Below are 16,425 nucleotides of genomic sequence, written 5' to 3'. Positions count from 1 at the left end.
GTCGTGCAAGCGTGCGGCTGCTGTAATGGAGGCATGAACGAGAACAACAACAAGATTCTGCCCAAGGTGTTCGCCTGGTTCCGCGCCTCCGGCGTGGTGCGCGGCGACGACCGTTGGATCGGCGGCGTGTGCAGCGGCATCGCCGCCCGCCTCGGATGGAGCCCCACGCTCGTGCGGGCCCTGATGATCGTCTTCACCTTCCTGTTCGGCTTCGGCGCCGCCCTGTACGCGTTCGCGTGGCTGATGCTGCCGGACGCGCGCGACGGGCGCATCCTCGCCGAGGAGCTCGTCGCCGGCAGGTGGGATTGGAACTGTCTGGGCGCGTTCGTGATGCTCGGCGTGGCCGTGCTCATCGTCGGCGCCGGATGGGTGGCGATCGCCGTCGCCGCCGTCGCGCTGTGGGCCATCTGCCAGAGCGGCATGCGCCAGCAGCACGGTTACGGGTACGGCTACCGCAAAGAGGGGCCGAACGGGCCGTACAGTCCGGTGCCGCCGCGCGGGTATCCGGGCGGGGGCGCGGCCGGCGGGCCGGCGTATCCGGGCGGCCCGGTGCCTCCCCAAGGCGCGCCGGTGAATCCCGCCGGTTCGCCGGCAGGTCCGGCAGCGCCTTACAGTCCGGCACAGGCCTACGGGGCACCGTCCTATGGGGCTCCGTCCTACGGTCCCGCGCCCGCTCCCGCGCCCATGCCGACGATGCGGACGATCCCCGTCTCCGCGATTCCCGCGCCCACGCCGCGCCGCGCACGCCGCAAACCGGCCGGGCCGTTCCTCGTCCTGCTCGTCATGGGATTGTCGCTCGTCTCCGGCGCGGCCGTGATGCTCGCCATGGAGCACGGGTACGCCGACAGCCACACCGGTGAAAGCATCGTCAACGCGGTCACGATGATGACCGTGTGGATATCCGCCGTGTGCATCGCGATGGGCGTGCTGCTCGTCATCCTCGGTGCTGTGGGGCGCCGCTCCGGCGGACTCATCCCGCTCGCGCTCATCGCCGGATTCGTCGCCTGCTGCATGATCGTCGCGACCGGCGTCGCCGGCTACTCGACCTACGACATCAACACCGTCCGCAACGGCTACACCGAAGTGCGATTGGGAGCCGGGTCGAGCGCCGGATCCGAGAACGCGTACGGGATGGTCGCCGTGCAGGCGCGACTCGGCGAGAACTCCGACGCGGTCTACAGCGACGGTTCGAACGGCACGTCATCCCTCAACCCGAACATGAACTATTGGGTGTCCGATTCGAGTCCGGAGACCTTTCGCACACTCGAACAGGGTGTCCACTTCCAAGGCGTCGACTACGACCTGAGCACCGCGAACATCGACCTGAGCAAATACGGCAACTGGAGCTACGGCGGCGACCGGACGAACACGTACAAGGCCGGATGCCCGGCCGGGCAGATCAACCTGTCCGTACGCAACGCGCACGTGTACGTGACGCTGCCCGACGGATGCCCGTACGCGTTCGGTTCCGGCGGATTCGTCTACACGCAGGGCGACACGCTGGGCGGCTACGACCAGATCGTGCGCAACAACGGCACGACGACGCTGGAGGTGCCGTTCCTCGAGCGGTTGGCCGGAGTCCGCGACAATCGCGACGACAGCATGATGAACGCGGACGGCTACCAGTCCGGCAACTACGACTGGCAGGGCAACGGCGAGACCGACGAAAGCTCGTTCCTCATCAACGTTGCCTCCGGCGTCTCCGGCAAGGTGATCGTGCGCTACGCCTCCGAGACGCTGCTGCCCAGCTACACCGACTTCGTCAGGCAGATCGCGAAGAACGACGTCGCCTCGCTCGACCTCACGACCCGCAAGCACTACGCCGTGCAGAACGGCGACACGACCGCCTCCGGCACGAACGATTCCGGTTCCAAGGATTCCGGTTCCAAGGATTCCGGCGCGAACGACAAGAAGGAGCACTCCGATGACTGACGAAAAGACTCTGGACAAGACCACGAATATCAGGACGATGGACACGCAGGCCATGCCCGCGGAACAATCCGCGGAACAGGCCGTCGCGGACAAGGGATTCGACGACTCCCGCAACCACTCCCTGCAGGACATCGTCGACACGCAGGCCATGCCCGCGCCCGCCGACGTGAAGCCGGACATCGCCCCGCCCACCGAACAGGTCCTCGACAAGCCCCTCCCCGCCGTGGATCTCAACACCCCGTTGAACCGCCTGATGGGCGTCGCCGACGACGAGCCGGAGCCCGAACCCAAGCAGCCCGAACCCAAGCCTGAATCGATGCCGCAGAATCCCACGGTAGCGCCGACCTCCGCACAATCCGCGGCCCCCGCGCCGGCGGCGATCGCCCCGAGCGGGCCGAGCGTGCCTACCATCCTGCTCGGCGTCGTCGGCATCCTCGTCGGCGCATTCGGACTGCTGCTCGGCCTGCGCCTGCCCGACGTCACCGTCTGGATGCTCGGCATCGACCCGCAGACCCTGACCGCCCTGTTCTTCGGCGGCATCGGCGTGGTCCTCATCCTCGTCGCCGTCATCTGGGCCATCGCCAAGGCGGTCGCCGGCCGCAGGAAGCAATAGCTCCGCTTCCGGCCCCTCAGCCGCGCTTCGCATCCCCGCTCCCGCTGGCGGGAGCTGTCGAACGCAGTGAGACTGAGGGTGGTCTACGCCCGGCCAACGACCACCCCCACCCGGCTTCGCCGGGAGCCCCCGCCGGCGGGGGCACAACCTGTCCCGCGCACCGGCTCGGTTGCCTTGGATGCGGGAGCCCCGCCATCGGGGGCCAAACCGTTGCCCGGCGACACGGTCGCCAGCACGGGCTGTCGGCGTGTCCCCGATCATCCAACAGCCTCTTTGCTCCCCTTCAGGGGGATCTGTCGTCGAACGCGAGTTCCACGAATCCCATCCATCACTTTGCTCCCCCTTCAGGGGGAGCTGTCAGCCGTAGGCTGACTGAGGGGGTGCCTTCCCGCCTACGAAGGCGTGTCCTGCGGGGGAGAGAACTAGAGTGACGCACAGTGAGACCGGTGACAATCCGTGCCGGTGAAACCATGAGATACCGCGGAGAGGTCGACAGAGAAAAGGAGCGGGAGATGAACGCGTGGCGCACGGTGTGTCGAATCGCCGGCACCGCCGTCGCCCTGCTCGCCGTCCTCGCCGCGCTCGGCATGCTGATGATGCCGCAGTGGCGTCCCGAACCCTACACGGACCACATCGCGGTCGCATCCGCGGACACATCCATCATCGCGAATCCCGCCGCCGTCACCGGCACCGCCGCCACCGATGCCACGAACCCCGCCGCCCCCGCCCCCACCGCACCCGACCCATCCCCGTCATCCTTCCTCGCCGACCACCAAGGCGCCTACCGCACGCGCACGCGCGAACTCACCATCCACCTCGACAACGGCGGCACCGTGCCCGCCATCCTGCGCGAACCGGTCGACGCGCCCGGCAGGCGGCCCGCATGCCTGTTCATCCACGGCTCCGGCACCGGCACCGCCGACGACTTCGGCGACATCGCCAACGCGATGGCCTCCGCCGGCATCGTCACGCTCGTCCCCGCCAAACGCACCGACGACTACACGCCGCTCCACCGCGACTACCCACGATTCGCACGCGACTACACGACCGCGCTCGACCTGCTTGAACTCATCCCCGGCGTCGATGCTACGAAAACCGGACTGTACGCCGAATCCGAAGGCACATGGATCTCCATGCTCATGACGTCGCAACGCCGCGACATCGCCTACAGCATCCTCGCCTCCGCACCCGTCTACAAAGGCCGCGACCAGATGGCCATGGCCGTGAGCGCCTACGCGCGTCAGGCCGGCGCACCCCAGCCGGTCGTCAAGGACGTCGCCAAACTCCTCTCCCTCGACTTCGCGCCGTTCGACCTCCAGTACGCCGACTTCGACGCCGACGCGGTGCGCGGCTCGCTCACCATGCCCGTATTCGTCGGCTACGGCGTCTACGACACCGCCATGCCGATCGAACAGGGCGCGCGCACCATCATCCGCGACGCCGCACGCCACGGCAACCGCAACGTGACCGTCCGCTACTACGCCGCCAACCATCAGATGCGCGCCGGTCAAGGCCTCTTCACCGCCGGACTCCCGCTCGCCGACGGCTACACGCGCGACCTCGCCGACTGGGTGAACGGCGTCGCCTCAGGCGCGGCCGCCGGCACACGCGCCGACGGCTGGACCACGCCGCTAATCGCCGGCGCGACCCCGCACCAGCAGTACGCCGCGCCGCGCGACACGTCATCCGGCATCATCGGCTCGCTCGGCGTACTCGTCGCACTCACCGGGCTTTCACTGATTTGCTTCGCCGCCGTCATCATCATGGCGATCGGATTCGGCTGCGCGGAACTCGCGCGTCGCCGCAGGCTCGCCACGTTGCGCGCGCAAGGCGCGGCGAACGTGGCCGGCGGCCTGCGCGGCAGATTCCCGGCGATCGGACGGCGCGGGACGGACGCCGCGCGGTCGTGGCCCGGCACGAGCCGCGCGTACGTGCGCAACGTCGGCTACTCGCGCACGTTGCGGCGGATCCTCGGCTGGGGCATCGCCGCGACGACGCTGACGCTCGCCGCACTCGCCGGATACCTCTCCTACGTGGGCGTGAGCGCGCTGACCGTGCGCCGCGATCCGACGCTGATGACGACCGGATTCATCACACTGCGGGTCGGCGGCGTGATGTGCACCGTGATGTGTGCGTGGCTCATCGTGCGGCTGCGGGACGCGTGGCGCATCCGCCGCGCCTACATCACACACGGCCTCTACCCGACGGCGGGACTCCACTCCACGTGGCTCGTCGGCCGCTGGCACTGGCTCGCCGCGTTCCTCGCGCTCGCAGGCATGCTGCTCGCGCTCGTCGTCATGGCCTTCTGGGGCCTGTTCACCCCGTGACGTTCGTTTTGTGGACGTTCGTTTTGTGGACGTTCGCTTCGTGGGGGTGACGACTATGCGACTTGCGCGGTCTCCGCCTCGTCGAGGTCCGAGAATCCGCCGAGCCGCACCGTATGCAGCAGCGTCTCCTCGGTGATGTTGGCGCCGCGCCCGCCGCTTTGCGCCGCGCGCCCTGCGATCATTGCCTCGTACAGCGCGAACGTGCGGTCCGAATACGTGCCGAGCTCGCCGCGCAGATATGTTTCGAACGAGGTCGCCGTAGGCGTGTCCTCGCTCGTGGTGAGCACGCGCATCGCCTCGCCGAGCCGCGGGTAGCGCGCACGGAAGTCGCGCGCCCATGCGACCTGCGTCGCGATGACGCGCTCCTGCCGCGCGACCCGTCCCTCGGACAGCCGCGGAATGTACGGTTCGATGTTGCGCGCGTACTCGTCCGGCGCGGTCGAGGCCATCATGCGCCCGTATTTCTCGGTGACGAGATTGCGCCCGACGCGGTCCGCCTCGGCGAGGTCGTCCGCATAGGATTCAAGCAACGGCCGGTCCCACGTGAGGAACTGGGCGAGACGCATCTGGTGGAACACCGGCCAGTTGCCCTGGCATGCGGCGCGTCCGCCCTCGTTGTTCGTGCGTTGGAACTGGTCCCACTCCAGCCGCACGATCCGCTCGCGCAGCGTAGCGATGTCGGATTCGTCGATATGGTCGGCGGCGTGGGCGGTTTCGGCGGTGTTGCTGGATTCGGTCATCGGGGATGCTCCTTACAGACTGTGCAGGCATGCGGCGTCGGATGCGATATGTTCCTCGACGTACGGCCGCTGCCATTCGAGGAAGGTCTCGTCCGAGCGGGTGAATCCGTCGCGCTTCAGCTCTTTGACGATGGACGCCGCCACCTCCTCGACGAGACGTTCGATGGTTTCGGCCGCCGGCGCGGACCCCTTGCCGCCCTCGCCGAAGCCGGCGCCGCCGTAGCAGGCGGCGGAAGCGAGGCGCATCACGGATTCCAGCTTGCCGCACACGTCGCCCAGCCGGGCGAACATGCCGCCGGACAGTTTGCGCAGCGCGGCGAACCGCCACTTGTAGTACGGCAGATAACCGGCGACCATCGGCTTGTTGACGAGGAACACGAGCGAGGCGGCCGCGTCCACGAACTCGGCGATCGCGAGCCAAGCGGCCGCGCCGTCGCCGCGTTTCAGGCTGCGCGGCAGATTGTATTGCCCCGCCTGCGCGATCATGCCGAGCCGCTTGGAGACCAGTGCGAGACGCACGTCCTCCGGCATGTCCTTGAACCCTTGACGCGTCTCGGAGAACGCGCCGAGCGGGTCGGCGAACACCTGCCCGTTCGTCGCGGCGGCGAGCGTCGCCTCGTCGAGCATCAGCCATTCGTGCGGCGCGTCGGCCGCCGGAGCCTTGCGGTATCCGGTGATCGACTCGAAGAAGTCGCCGATGCGGAACACGCCGTCACGCCGGAACGCGCCCTGCGCGCGCGGCGTGAGCGGCGAGAGGGCCGTCGGATTAGACGGATTAGCCGGGGTGGCTGAGGTGTTGGTGGTGTTGGTAGCGCCAGTGTCGCTGGGGGTGGGGGTGTCGATGTAGGTGCTAGCGGTGGTGGCGCTGGCGGTGTCCGTCGGCTCGTCCGCGGTGGCGGACGGGCACACGTATCCGCGGAAGTCGCGGGGGAGTGCATCGTAGTCGGCCTGCAATCGCGCGCCGATCGCCGCATAGTCGTCGTCGGTGAGCCACAGGCAGAAGCGCGGACCGAAATCATGATCGTGCGAATATGCGTCGTCGAAGCCGTAACATTCCGAACCGTGCCCGACGAGGCCGGCGGCGATGCGGTCCGCATACTCCGGGTATTTCGCCCGCACCATCGGACGCCCGATCTCCTCCCAATACGCTTTCGCGAGTTTGAGGCCGGAGATGGGTGCCGCATGACCACTCTCCGGCGCTTCGCGCCACCTCCCGCCGGCGGGAGGCAAAGAAGCATCCGTCACATCCCCGCTCCCGCTGGCGGGAGGCAGGGGAGAGGACGCCGCATCCCTGCTCCCGCTGGCGGGAGGTAGAGGAGAGGACGTCGTGTTCCCGCTCCCGCTGGCGGGAGCTGTCCGCGGAGCGGACTGAGGGTGGTCGGCGTCAGCCGTGCGGATGCCTGTCTGCTGACCACCCTCCGGCGCTTCGCGCCACCTCCCGCTGGCGGGAGGCAAAGAAGCGTCGCCCGCACCCACCTCTGCTTCGGCCTCCCTGAGGTTCGCTTCGGTGATGCGGTAGTAGTCGGTATCCGTGCCGTAACATTCCTCGATCACCGCGAGCGCGCGCCGGTAGTAGGCGACTGCGTCCGCATACCGGTGTTCCGCGTAGCGCACCTGTGCGAGTCCGGCCAGCGCGGACGCGTAGTGCGCCGAATGTTCGAGATGACCGTCCGCGTAGATTTCCAACGCCTTTGCCGCGTGCCAATCCGCGCCTTCCAGCTTGCCTTCCTGAAGCAGGACGAGCGCGAGGTTCGTGTGCGACGAGGCCACGTCGATGTCGGCGTCCGGGTTCACGCTCGACGATTCGATGATGCGCAGCGCCTCGCGCAGTTCGGCCTCCGCCTTGTCGATGCGGTCGGTCTCGCTGTACAGCATCGACAGGTTGTTGTGCAGTGCGGCGAGCCGCCGGTCCGTCGGCTCATAGTTGCGTTCCGCGCATGCCAGCGCCTGCCGGTACAGGTCCTCCGATTGGTCGTAGTGTTTCGCGGCGCGCATCGCGGTCGCGCAGTTGATGAGCGTCGTCGCCCACGCCTCGGTGCCTTCGAGCCCCATGTGCAGGGCGAGTTCGATGGCCCGTTGCACGATCCACTGGTTCTCCTCGTGCCGGCCCTGCGACCGGTAGAATCCCATCGTCTCGTTGAGCACGGTGAGCAGTCCGGCCTCGTCGCCCGCGTTCTCCGCGTCGACCGCCGCCTGTTCGAGGTACGGTCCGGCCTTTTCGGCCGCGTCGTGCGCCGCGAAGATCGCGTCGAGCCCCGTGAGGAACCCGTTCACGTCGAACGTGGGGGCGGCGTCATCGGCGGCGTCGGAGGTGTCGCCGGCGGTTGTGGAGGCGTCGCTGTCGGTTGTGGAGGCGTCGCCGTCGGTTGCGGCGGCGTACGTTGCGGCGGCGACGCCCGTGGGCGCGTGTGTCGTTGGGACGTGTGTCGTGTCGGCGGCACCCGTGGCATCCGCGTTTTCATACTGCGGGGCGCCGAAGTCGTGCGCATGCTTCGCGGCCATCCGTTCCAGCGCCGCCTCCAGTTCCGAGTCCATCGCGGAATCTCCCGCAAACGATTCCATACCGCCGAGCGCGTCGGCGTCCACTGCATCATCGGCCATCGATTGTTCCCTCCATCGCGAATGTCGTTCGTCACTGCCTTCCAGCGTACTGTGACCGTTCCCGACGTACGTTGTGAGTGTCGTTACATCGAAAGTTCCCGGGCGTCCTTGCCGTCCCGCGATGATGCTGTCGACGCTCCCGCGACATACGCCGCTGTGGTGTCCCGTTGTCGGGAAACGAGCGTATTGCTCCCGACAACGGGACTCTGGCGGTGACTCAGCGTCCCATTGTCGGGAAACGGGACCATTGCTCCGGAATCAGGGACGCTTACGTCCGCTCAGTGTCCCGCTGTCGGGAGCATGCGGCTGATTTCCCGACAACAGGACTCCGGGACGGAAGCAAAACGGGGAGAGCCCCGCGCGGGCTCTCCAGGGAATCGTGGTCCGGGCCTTGGAAGGTCCCGGCCAGCGGATCCGATCCGAATTCGGTTCGGTGATTTGGTTCCCATCGGAAACGAATCACCGATTGGGACGCCGGAACCGAATCATCGGATTCGGTGTCAGCGCTGCTGGCGGCGACGCACGGCGACGGTCACGCCGCCGGCCGCGGCCAGCAGCACGACCACCGCGACGATGCCCGCCACGGACGCGCCGGTGTTGGACAGGCCGTTGCCCTTGGCGGCGTTGCCCTTGCCGGTGCCGTTCGCGCCGGTGCCGCCGTTGCCCTTGCCGGGCGTCGGGTTCTGCGGCGTATTGTCGCCTTGGCCGCCCTGGCCGCCCTGGCCACCGCCCTGGCCGCCTTGGCCACCGGGCTGGCCGCCTTGGCCACCGTTGGCGTGCGCCTTCTTGGCGTCGTCGATCTGGGCCTGCGTGTAGAGCATCTGCGGGTAGACCGAGGTGATGGCGGTGCCGAACTTCGCCTGCTCGTCGGCGGTCAGCGTCTTCGTCACCGTGAACTCGGACGGCTTCGCCGAGCCGAGCTCGTTGACGCCGAAGTCCACGCCGTTGACGTACAGGCCGAGCGCGAGCGGCTTCGGGCCGTGCGCGTACACCGGCAAACCGAACGTGAGCGTCACCTTGCCGCCTTCGACGGACGAGGACTTGAGCTGCACGCCGGCGGGCGACTCATCGCCCTTGACATCCGGGTGGGCGCCAAGGTAGTCGATGAGGCCCTGCACGTCGACCGTGCCGGTGAGGCGCGGCGCGCCCTGTGCGGTGAATCCGGTGAACCCGTCGCCGCCGGAGAGCAGGAACGAGTTGGCGGCCACGGTGACCGTGTCGTCGTCCTTGATCTGCTTGCCGTCGACGTACACGTCGGTGACGGTGGCGACCGGCACCTTGGTGTTCGCGTCGGGAGTCAGCGTATAGGTGAACGTCACGTTCGACGAGATGCCGAGACGCACCACGTTGGACTTGCCGTCCTTCTCCTGCCACTGCTGGGCGAGCACGGTCTTCAGCTGCTTGCCGGTGAGGTCGACCACGCTGTTGTCGTTGCCGAACGGGAGCATGCTGTACGCCTCCTTGACGGTGATCTGCTTGTCGCCGTCAGAGTCGAGGTCGTCGGTGCGCAGGCCGCCCGGGTTGATGAAGCCGATGGTCGCGTTCCTGCCGACCTCCGTCTTCTTCGCGGATTCGAGCGCCGCATCCGCGTTGAGCGTGCCGAGCTGGGTCTCGGCCGACCAGTCGCCCTTCGCGAAGTCCGTGGACTTGTCGATGGTGCCGATGACCTTCTCGCCGGCCGCGGCGGAATCCGCCTGGGCCTGCTTGTAGACCTTCGCGGCCGGACCGTTGTCGTCGCCCTCGAAGCCCTTGGACGGCGCGGTGCCGTTCTTGTTCGTCACGTACGTGACGGCGTACTGCGAGGCGTTCTGCACGGTGACCTTCGCGTCCTTGCCGGTGCCTTCGATGTAGAGGTCCTGCGCGGCCGCGTCCTGGCCGTACTTGCCGGCCTCGATGATCGGCGCGCCGGATTTCGTGGTGGAGCCGTACTCGTTCCGGTGGCTGTGGCCGCCGTAGACGAGGTCGACGTTGGCGTCGAGTCCGGCGCCGTCGTCGCGGATCGTGTCGCCGTCCTCATGGATGAGGGCCACGACCGCGTCCGCCTCGCCGTTCGACGGGTCGCCGTCGGACAGCTGGTCGGCGACCTTGTTGACCGCCTGGACCGGATCGGTCACGCTCACGCCCTGCATGACGCTGGGGGAGACCACGTTCTTGAGGTCGGCGGTGATGGCGCCGACGAACGCGACCTTCTTGCCGTTGATCGTCTTGATCGTGTACGGCTTGAGACGCTTGGAGGTGAGCTTGCCGCCGGAGATGTTCGCGGCCACCCAGTCGACGCCGTACCGCGGGTCGGCGATGCGGTCGTTGAAGTCGCCCGTGCCCTTGTCGAGCTCGTGGTTGCCCAGCGCGCTCACGCTCAGGCCCCACGCCTTCGCCATCTCAAGGGTCGGCTTGTCCTTGAAGTAGGAGGATTCGAACGGGGAGGCGCCCACGAGGTCGCCGCTGGAGACGAACACGCTGTTGCCCGGGTTGTGGTCGACGGCGAGCTTCCTGTACGCCGCCTCGACCCACTGGCCGGTCTCGATGTGGCCGTGGAAGTCGGTGATGTCGAACACGGTCACCTGCTTGGCGTCCTTGCCCGGCTGGTCGGGCTTGGTGGAGCCGCCGTTGCCGTCGGAATCCGGGTGGCCGCCGTTGTCGGCGTACTGTTCGCCGATCACGCTCGGCGCGCTCGCGCCCGGCTCGACCTTGACGACGTCGCCGTTCTCGTTCAGCGTGACCTTCGCGCTCAACGCGGCGGCCAGGTCGAGGCGCTGCCAGCCGGCGGACGTGGAGTCGAGCGGGTAGCCGCCGTCGATCGCGGTCTTCGCGAGGATCGCCTCACGCTGGTCGCGGTGCAGCTTCGGGTAGGCGATCTTCAGCAGGTCGGCGGAGCCTTCCGGCGCGGTGAACGCGGTGCCGGCGGTGGTCTTCGCGAAGCCGTAGGTCAGACGGTTCTTGTAGACGCGCAGCGCGGAGGCGCGGTCGGTGACCGGCTCCTTGCTCACCGCGTCGACGAACCCGTTCGTGTAGCCGTTGGCGGCGTTCGCGCCGAGATTGTCGACGCACTCGCTCACGGTCGCGTAGTCGGAGTCCTGCTTGGTGGCGTGGCCGTCCGCCACGCATTTGGCGGCCAGATACGACTGCAGCTGGTCGGAGGCCGGTTTCACATACTTGTCGTAGTAGGTGCTCCAGTAGTAGCCGTTCGCGGCCTCGCCGTCGATGCGGCCGCCCATGATGTCGAGCGGGTAGTGGACGCCGAGCACGATGCGGTTGTTGCCCGCCTCGGACGTGCGGGCGAGGATCTCGGGCGCGAGCTGCGGGAACATGCCGGCCAGCGCGACGCCCCACGAGTAGGCGCCGGTCGTGTGACCGGACGGGAACGAGCCGGATCCGGCGAGGCCGTCGTATTCGGCGGAGTGCGTGTTCCCCTGCGCGTCGGTCCAGTCGGGCACGCGCTTGATGCCCGCGGAGATGTCGGTGATCTCGTTCTTGCCGCCGTTCGTGCGGTCCTCGAACGGACGCGGATGCTGGAAGTGCTTCTTCGCGGTCGAGGTGGAGATCGTGTCGTATTTGAAGACGTCGGACACCTTGTTCAGGCTGCCGTCGGCGAGTCCGTCGGAGAAGTACTGGCCGAGGACCGGGCCGAGCGAGTCGGGCAGCGTCTCGGCGGCGCTCAGGTCGGCGTCGACGAGCGCGCGCTGCTGCTGCGGCGTGGCGGCCGTGCCGTCGCCGCCCGCCGCCGCGGCGTTGTTGATCTTCTGGACGAAATCGTCGTCATGGTCGAGCACGGTCTTGTTGAGGACCTTGCCGCCCGTGGTCTCGGTGGCCGGCTGCCAGTAGGAGTCGTATTCGCCGAGCAGCTGGACGAGATTCGGTTTCGCGGCGCGCGTGGCGCCGTAGGAATAGACGGTCGCGTCGTCGCCGGCGGTGGCGGCGTCGTAGCGGCCTTCGCTGGTGGCCGCGTACTTCGCGGCGTCGAACTTGTCGGAGGCGCCGCCCGCGGCGATGCCGTTCGCCGCGGCGGTCGCCGCGCCGTTCGCGGGCGCCGCGGTCTCGTCCGCGGATGCCGTCGCGACGCCGACGCCGGACAGCGTCGCCGCGGCGACCATCGCGGCGAACAGTCTCGTCGCGATACGCGTGTTCCTCTTCACTTGCTTCACTTGGGTTCCCTTCGTCATGTCCGTCGGAGCATCCATGACATCGGATTCGTGCCGGACACGGCCCACGCTACGGCCGCGACATGGCCGGGGTGGGCGACGGGGACGAACGGGAGGTGAACTTCCGTGAAGTGTGAGCAATCACACGTCACGCGCGCACGGCACACGTGGATCTCACGCAGACGGTGGATGGCGTCGGTGTCGGTCTCGTAGCGCCACGAGTAGATGGCGAGCAGGGCGACGCCGAGGATGCCGAGCGGCAGGCCGGCGAGACCGGTGAACCGGTAGTTCATCGCCAACGCGTTGAGCGTCATGCCGCCGACCGCGGAACCGACGGCGTTGCCGAAGTTGAACGCGATCTGCGCGGCGGCGCCGGCGATGAGTTCGCCGCCGCCCTGACCGGCTTCGGCCATGAGCAGCAGCTGGGGCGCGTTGACGAAGAACAGGCCGAACGCGATCCAGAAGGTGAGGATGGTGGTCGAGACATGGTTGCCCGGCACGACGAGCACCATGAGCAGGCCGAGGCAGGAGACCGACTGGCCGAGCGCGGCGGTGCCGGCGTGACGCCAGTGGTCGGTGACCCAGCCGCCGGCCAGTCCGCCGAGGACCATGCCGAAACCGGCAAGCATCATGAACATCGGGACCAGGGAGGACTGCCAGCCGCCGGACTTCTGCAGCCACGGGGAGACGTAGCTCCACCAGCAGAACACGCCCGCGTTGCCGGTGAAGATGGCCGCGATGATGAACCACGGGCCGGGCTTGGAAAGGAAGCGGAACTGCCCCTTGATGCCGGTGTCTTTGACCGGTGCGACGGCCGGGACCCAGGCGGCCACGAGGACGACCGTCATCGCGGCCCATGCGGCGAGGAAGCCGAACGTCAGACGCCACGAGAGGAATTCGGCCAGCAGCGTGCCGGCGGGAACGCCGAGCATGTTCGCGATGGTCTGTCCGGCCACCATCAGCGAGACGGATTGCGCCTCCTTGCCTTTGTCGGCCAGTGTCTTGGCGACGAATGTGGCGGTGCCGAAGAACGCGCCGTGCGGGAGCCCTGCGATGAAGCGCGTGACGAGCAGCATGGGCTCGTTGACGGCGAACGCGGAGAGCAGGTTGCCGACGAACGCGATGACCATGAACAGGATGATGAGCCGCTTCGGCGGGGTCTTGCGGCCGACGACGAGCATCAGCGTGCCGAAGCACACGCCGAGCGCGTAGGAGGAGATGTAGTGACCGGCGGTCGGGATATCCACGTTGGTGGCGGCCGCGGCCTGCGGCAGGATGCCCATCATCACGAATTCGGCGGCGCCGAGGATGAACGACCCGGCTGCCAGCGCGAGCAGACTTCTCTTCATGATTCCCCTTGGTGTACGAATAAGTTTGATAAACACGTTTTCTGAATACGTTTGCATCAAACGTTATACGCAACGCTACTCCTCACCCCATACCGGATTCGCGTCTTCGGGGCGGCGGGCCTTCGTGGTTGACGGTTGGCCCACGTCCGTCACGGTCGTTAACCCATAACCCATAACCCAGGGACCGCGCCCAAAGAGAATAAAAAAAGGGAACCGCTGATTTCTCAGCGGTTCCTCAGTTGTCGGGCTGGCGGGATTTGAACCCGCGGCCTCTTCGTCCCGAACGAAGCGCGCTACCAAGCTGCGCTACAGCCCGTTTGGCAACGGGGGATATATTACATGCTTCAGTTCGCGATGCAAACCTCGGCGTGTCGCGGCCGTGTATCGCCTTCTCGCTAGACTGTGTGCCTATGTGTGAAACCCAAGAATCCCAAGCGAACGAGGACGAGAACGTCGAGAACGCCGTCCCGCAGATGACCACGGTGGAACGCGCGGAGATGCTGCTCAAGCAGGATGAGACCATCCGCGAGAAGATCAAGGGTGGCGCCACCCTGGACGAGGCCGTCGACCCGTCCAACAAGGAGTTCGGCCCGCTGGCCCACCCCGAGCAGGTGCAGATGCGCGTCGCCAAGCGTGCGATGATGCTCGAATCCGGCGTCAACCCGTACCCGGTCCACCTCGATGTGACCGACACGATCGAATCCGTGCGCGCCAAGTACGACGGCAAGCTCGAACCCGGCCAGGAGACCGAGGACATGGTGGGCATCGCCGGCCGCGTCCTGTTCATCCGCAACGCGGGCGGCCTCAACTTCGTGCAGCTCTCCGCCGGCGACGGCACGAAGATCCAGGGCATGATCTCCAAGAAGGAGATCGGCGCCGACTCCCTCAAGCAGTTCAAGCAGCTCGTCGACCTCGGCGACCACCTGTACCTGAAGGGCCGCGTCATCTCCTCGAAGACCGGCGAGCTCTCCGTCTTCGCCACCGAGTGGGCGATCGCCGCCAAGGCGCTCCAGCCGCTGCCCGCCCTCCACAAGGAGCTCAACGAGGACACCCGCACCCGCAAGCCGTACATCGGCATGATCGCGGACGAGAAGATCCGCAACATGGTGCGCAACCGTTCCAAGGCGGTCGCCTCGCTGCGCCACACGTTCGCGAACCACGACTTCATCGAGGTCGAGACCCCGATGCTGCAAACCGTGCACGGCGGCGCCGCGGCCCGCCCGTTCACCACGCACATGAACGCGTTCGACCTGGACCTCTACCTGCGCATCGCGCCGGAACTGTTCCTCAAGCGGTGCCTCGTCGGCGGCATCGACCGCGTGTTCGAGATCAACCGCGACTTCCGCAACGAGGGCGTCGACGCCACGCACGCCCCCGAGTTCACGATGGTCGAGGCGTATCAGGCGTACGGCACGTACAACACGATCGGCCAGCTCGTCAAGGAGCTCGTGCAGAAGACCGCGATGGACGTGTACGGTTCGCACAAGGTGACGCTGCTCGACGGCACCGAATACGACTTCGGCGGCGAATGGCGCACGATCAGCATGTACGACTCCCTGTCCGAGGCACTCGGCGAGGAGATCGTCCCGAATGGCGGCCCCGAGCACCCGGGCACCTCCGTCGAACACCTTGGCGCCATCGCCGACAAGCTCGGCGTCGAGCGCGACGAGGTCGAGAACCACGGCAAGCTCGTCGAACACCTGTGGGAGCACTTCTACGAGGACAAGCTCTACGAGCCGACCTTCGTGCGCGACTTCCCGGTCGAGACCTCCCCGCTCGTCAAGGGCCACCGCTCCAAGCCGGGCGTGGTCGAGAAGTGGGACCTCTACGTGCGCGGCTTCGAGCTGGCCACCGGCTACTCCGAGCTCAACGACCCGATCGTGCAGCGCGAGCGATTCGTCGCCCAGGCGAAGGACGCGCTCGCCGGCGACGAGGAGGCGTGCGACATCGACGAGGACTTCCTCGAGGCGCTCGGCGTCGGCATGCCGCCGGCCGGCGGCATGGGCATGGGCATCGACCGACTGCTCATCGCCCTGACCGGCGCGACGATCCGCGAGACCATCACCTTCCCGCTCGTCAAGCCGCTCGTCGGCTGATAGCATCACTTTCAGCCCCCTCTGACGAGGGGGCTGTCAGCCGAAGGCTGACTGGGGGAGAGAAGAGGAGCGGTCATAGGCCGCGGGAATATCGCATCGGCCGTAGGTCGATTCCATTTCCTGCGGCCTGCGGCCGTGGTCTCTCCCCCACCCGGCTGCGCCGGGAGCCCCCTCGTCAGAGGGGGCCAATTCATATTGATTGGGGGATCATCATGAATCGGGAATCATCGCGTAGCGTGTCATCGAGCCACGCACATGCATCACTGCGCCTGTGGCTGTCCGGTATCCGTCCGAAGACGCTGCCCGCGTCGATCGCGCCGGTGCTGGTCGGCGCCGCCTGCGCGTGGCGGCTGCTCGACGCGCCGGCCGCCCGCAGCTGCATCGCGATCGACGATCGCGTCTGGGCCGATCTGGAGATGGCCAAGGGGCCGTGCTTCGCCCCCTGGTACGCCTACGATGGCGCGCTCGCCCGGTTCGTCGCCATGACGCTCCTGTGCGTCGGCGTCGCCCTGTTCCTCCAGATCGCCGTCAACTTCGCCAACGACTACTCCGACGGCGTCCGTGGCACGGACGCGTCGCGCGGCGGCAGTGAGGCGGCGACCGGCAAGCCGCGCCGCCTCGTCGCGTC

7 protein-coding genes, 1 tRNA gene and 2 pseudogenes are annotated in these 16,425 nt (G+C 67.5%); 5 read left to right on the top strand and 5 right to left on the bottom strand.

The window, feature by feature from the left end; all coding sequences use genetic code 11:
• The first annotated feature begins 33 nt into the window (after nt 1-33).
• From BSTEL_RS12480 to BSTEL_RS03565, 3 genes are all read left to right on the top strand, one after another.
• Entirely contained in the window at nt 34-1,932 is a 1,899-nt protein-coding gene (locus BSTEL_RS12480; protein ID WP_051922825.1) for a PspC domain-containing protein, read from the top strand.
• Nucleotides 1,925-2,545, top strand: coding sequence for a hypothetical protein (locus BSTEL_RS11340; RefSeq protein ID WP_051922824.1), 621 nt, complete (start codon nt 1,925-1,927; stop codon nt 2,543-2,545). The genes BSTEL_RS12480 and BSTEL_RS11340 overlap by 8 nt, the downstream gene beginning before the upstream one ends.
• 512 nt (nt 2,546-3,057) lie before the next feature.
• Nucleotides 3,058-4,872, top strand: a complete 1,815-nt coding sequence (locus BSTEL_RS03565; protein ID WP_034527225.1) for an alpha/beta hydrolase family protein — start codon at nt 3,058-3,060, stop codon at nt 4,870-4,872.
• Nucleotides 4,873-4,925: 53 nt separating this feature from the next.
• On the opposite strand, the gene BSTEL_RS03560 is transcribed toward BSTEL_RS03565, so the two are convergent.
• From BSTEL_RS03560 to BSTEL_RS03540, 5 genes and pseudogenes are all read right to left on the bottom strand, one after another.
• Nucleotides 4,926-5,612 carry a DUF4125 family protein gene (locus BSTEL_RS03560; RefSeq protein ID WP_084686090.1) on the bottom strand — a complete coding sequence of 229 codons (687 nt, stop codon included), beginning with the start codon at nt 5,610-5,612 and terminating at the stop codon, nt 4,926-4,928.
• A 12-nt stretch (nt 5,613-5,624) separates the two neighbouring features.
• Nucleotides 5,625-8,213: a DUF4037 domain-containing protein gene (locus tag BSTEL_RS03555; RefSeq protein WP_238567615.1), complete on the bottom strand. Its 2,589-nt coding sequence runs from the start codon at nt 8,211-8,213 to the stop codon at nt 5,625-5,627.
• A 500-nt stretch (nt 8,214-8,713) separates the two neighbouring features.
• The gene (locus tag BSTEL_RS03550; RefSeq protein ID WP_238567614.1) at nt 8,714-12,355 is read right to left on the bottom strand and encodes a 5'-nucleotidase C-terminal domain-containing protein; all 3,642 of its coding nucleotides are present in this window, start codon (nt 12,353-12,355) and stop codon (nt 8,714-8,716) included.
• Between the two features lie 161 nt (nt 12,356-12,516).
• Nucleotides 12,517-13,701 (bottom strand): annotated as a pseudogene (locus BSTEL_RS03545) (MFS transporter); the annotation flags it as partial.
• A 242-nt stretch (nt 13,702-13,943) separates the two neighbouring features.
• Nucleotides 13,944-14,017: transfer RNA gene (locus BSTEL_RS03540), tRNA-Pro, on the bottom strand.
• A 94-nt stretch (nt 14,018-14,111) separates the two neighbouring features.
• Here BSTEL_RS03540 and lysS point away from each other — a divergent pair.
• Together lysS and BSTEL_RS12545 are read left to right on the top strand one after the other, a co-directional pair.
• Nucleotides 14,112-15,797 carry a lysine--tRNA ligase gene (gene lysS, locus BSTEL_RS03535; protein WP_034527222.1) on the top strand — a complete coding sequence of 562 codons (1,686 nt, stop codon included), beginning with the start codon at nt 14,112-14,114 and terminating at the stop codon, nt 15,795-15,797.
• Nucleotides 15,798-16,033: 236 nt separating this feature from the next.
• Nucleotides 16,034-16,425 (top strand): annotated as a pseudogene (locus BSTEL_RS12545) (hypothetical protein); the annotation flags it as partial.

It is taken from the genome of Bifidobacterium stellenboschense, assembly GCF_000741785.1.
In the GTDB taxonomy this organism is placed as follows: domain Bacteria; phylum Actinomycetota; class Actinomycetes; order Actinomycetales; family Bifidobacteriaceae; genus Bifidobacterium; species Bifidobacterium stellenboschense.
This window is presented reverse-complemented; position numbering and strand designations above follow the sequence as displayed.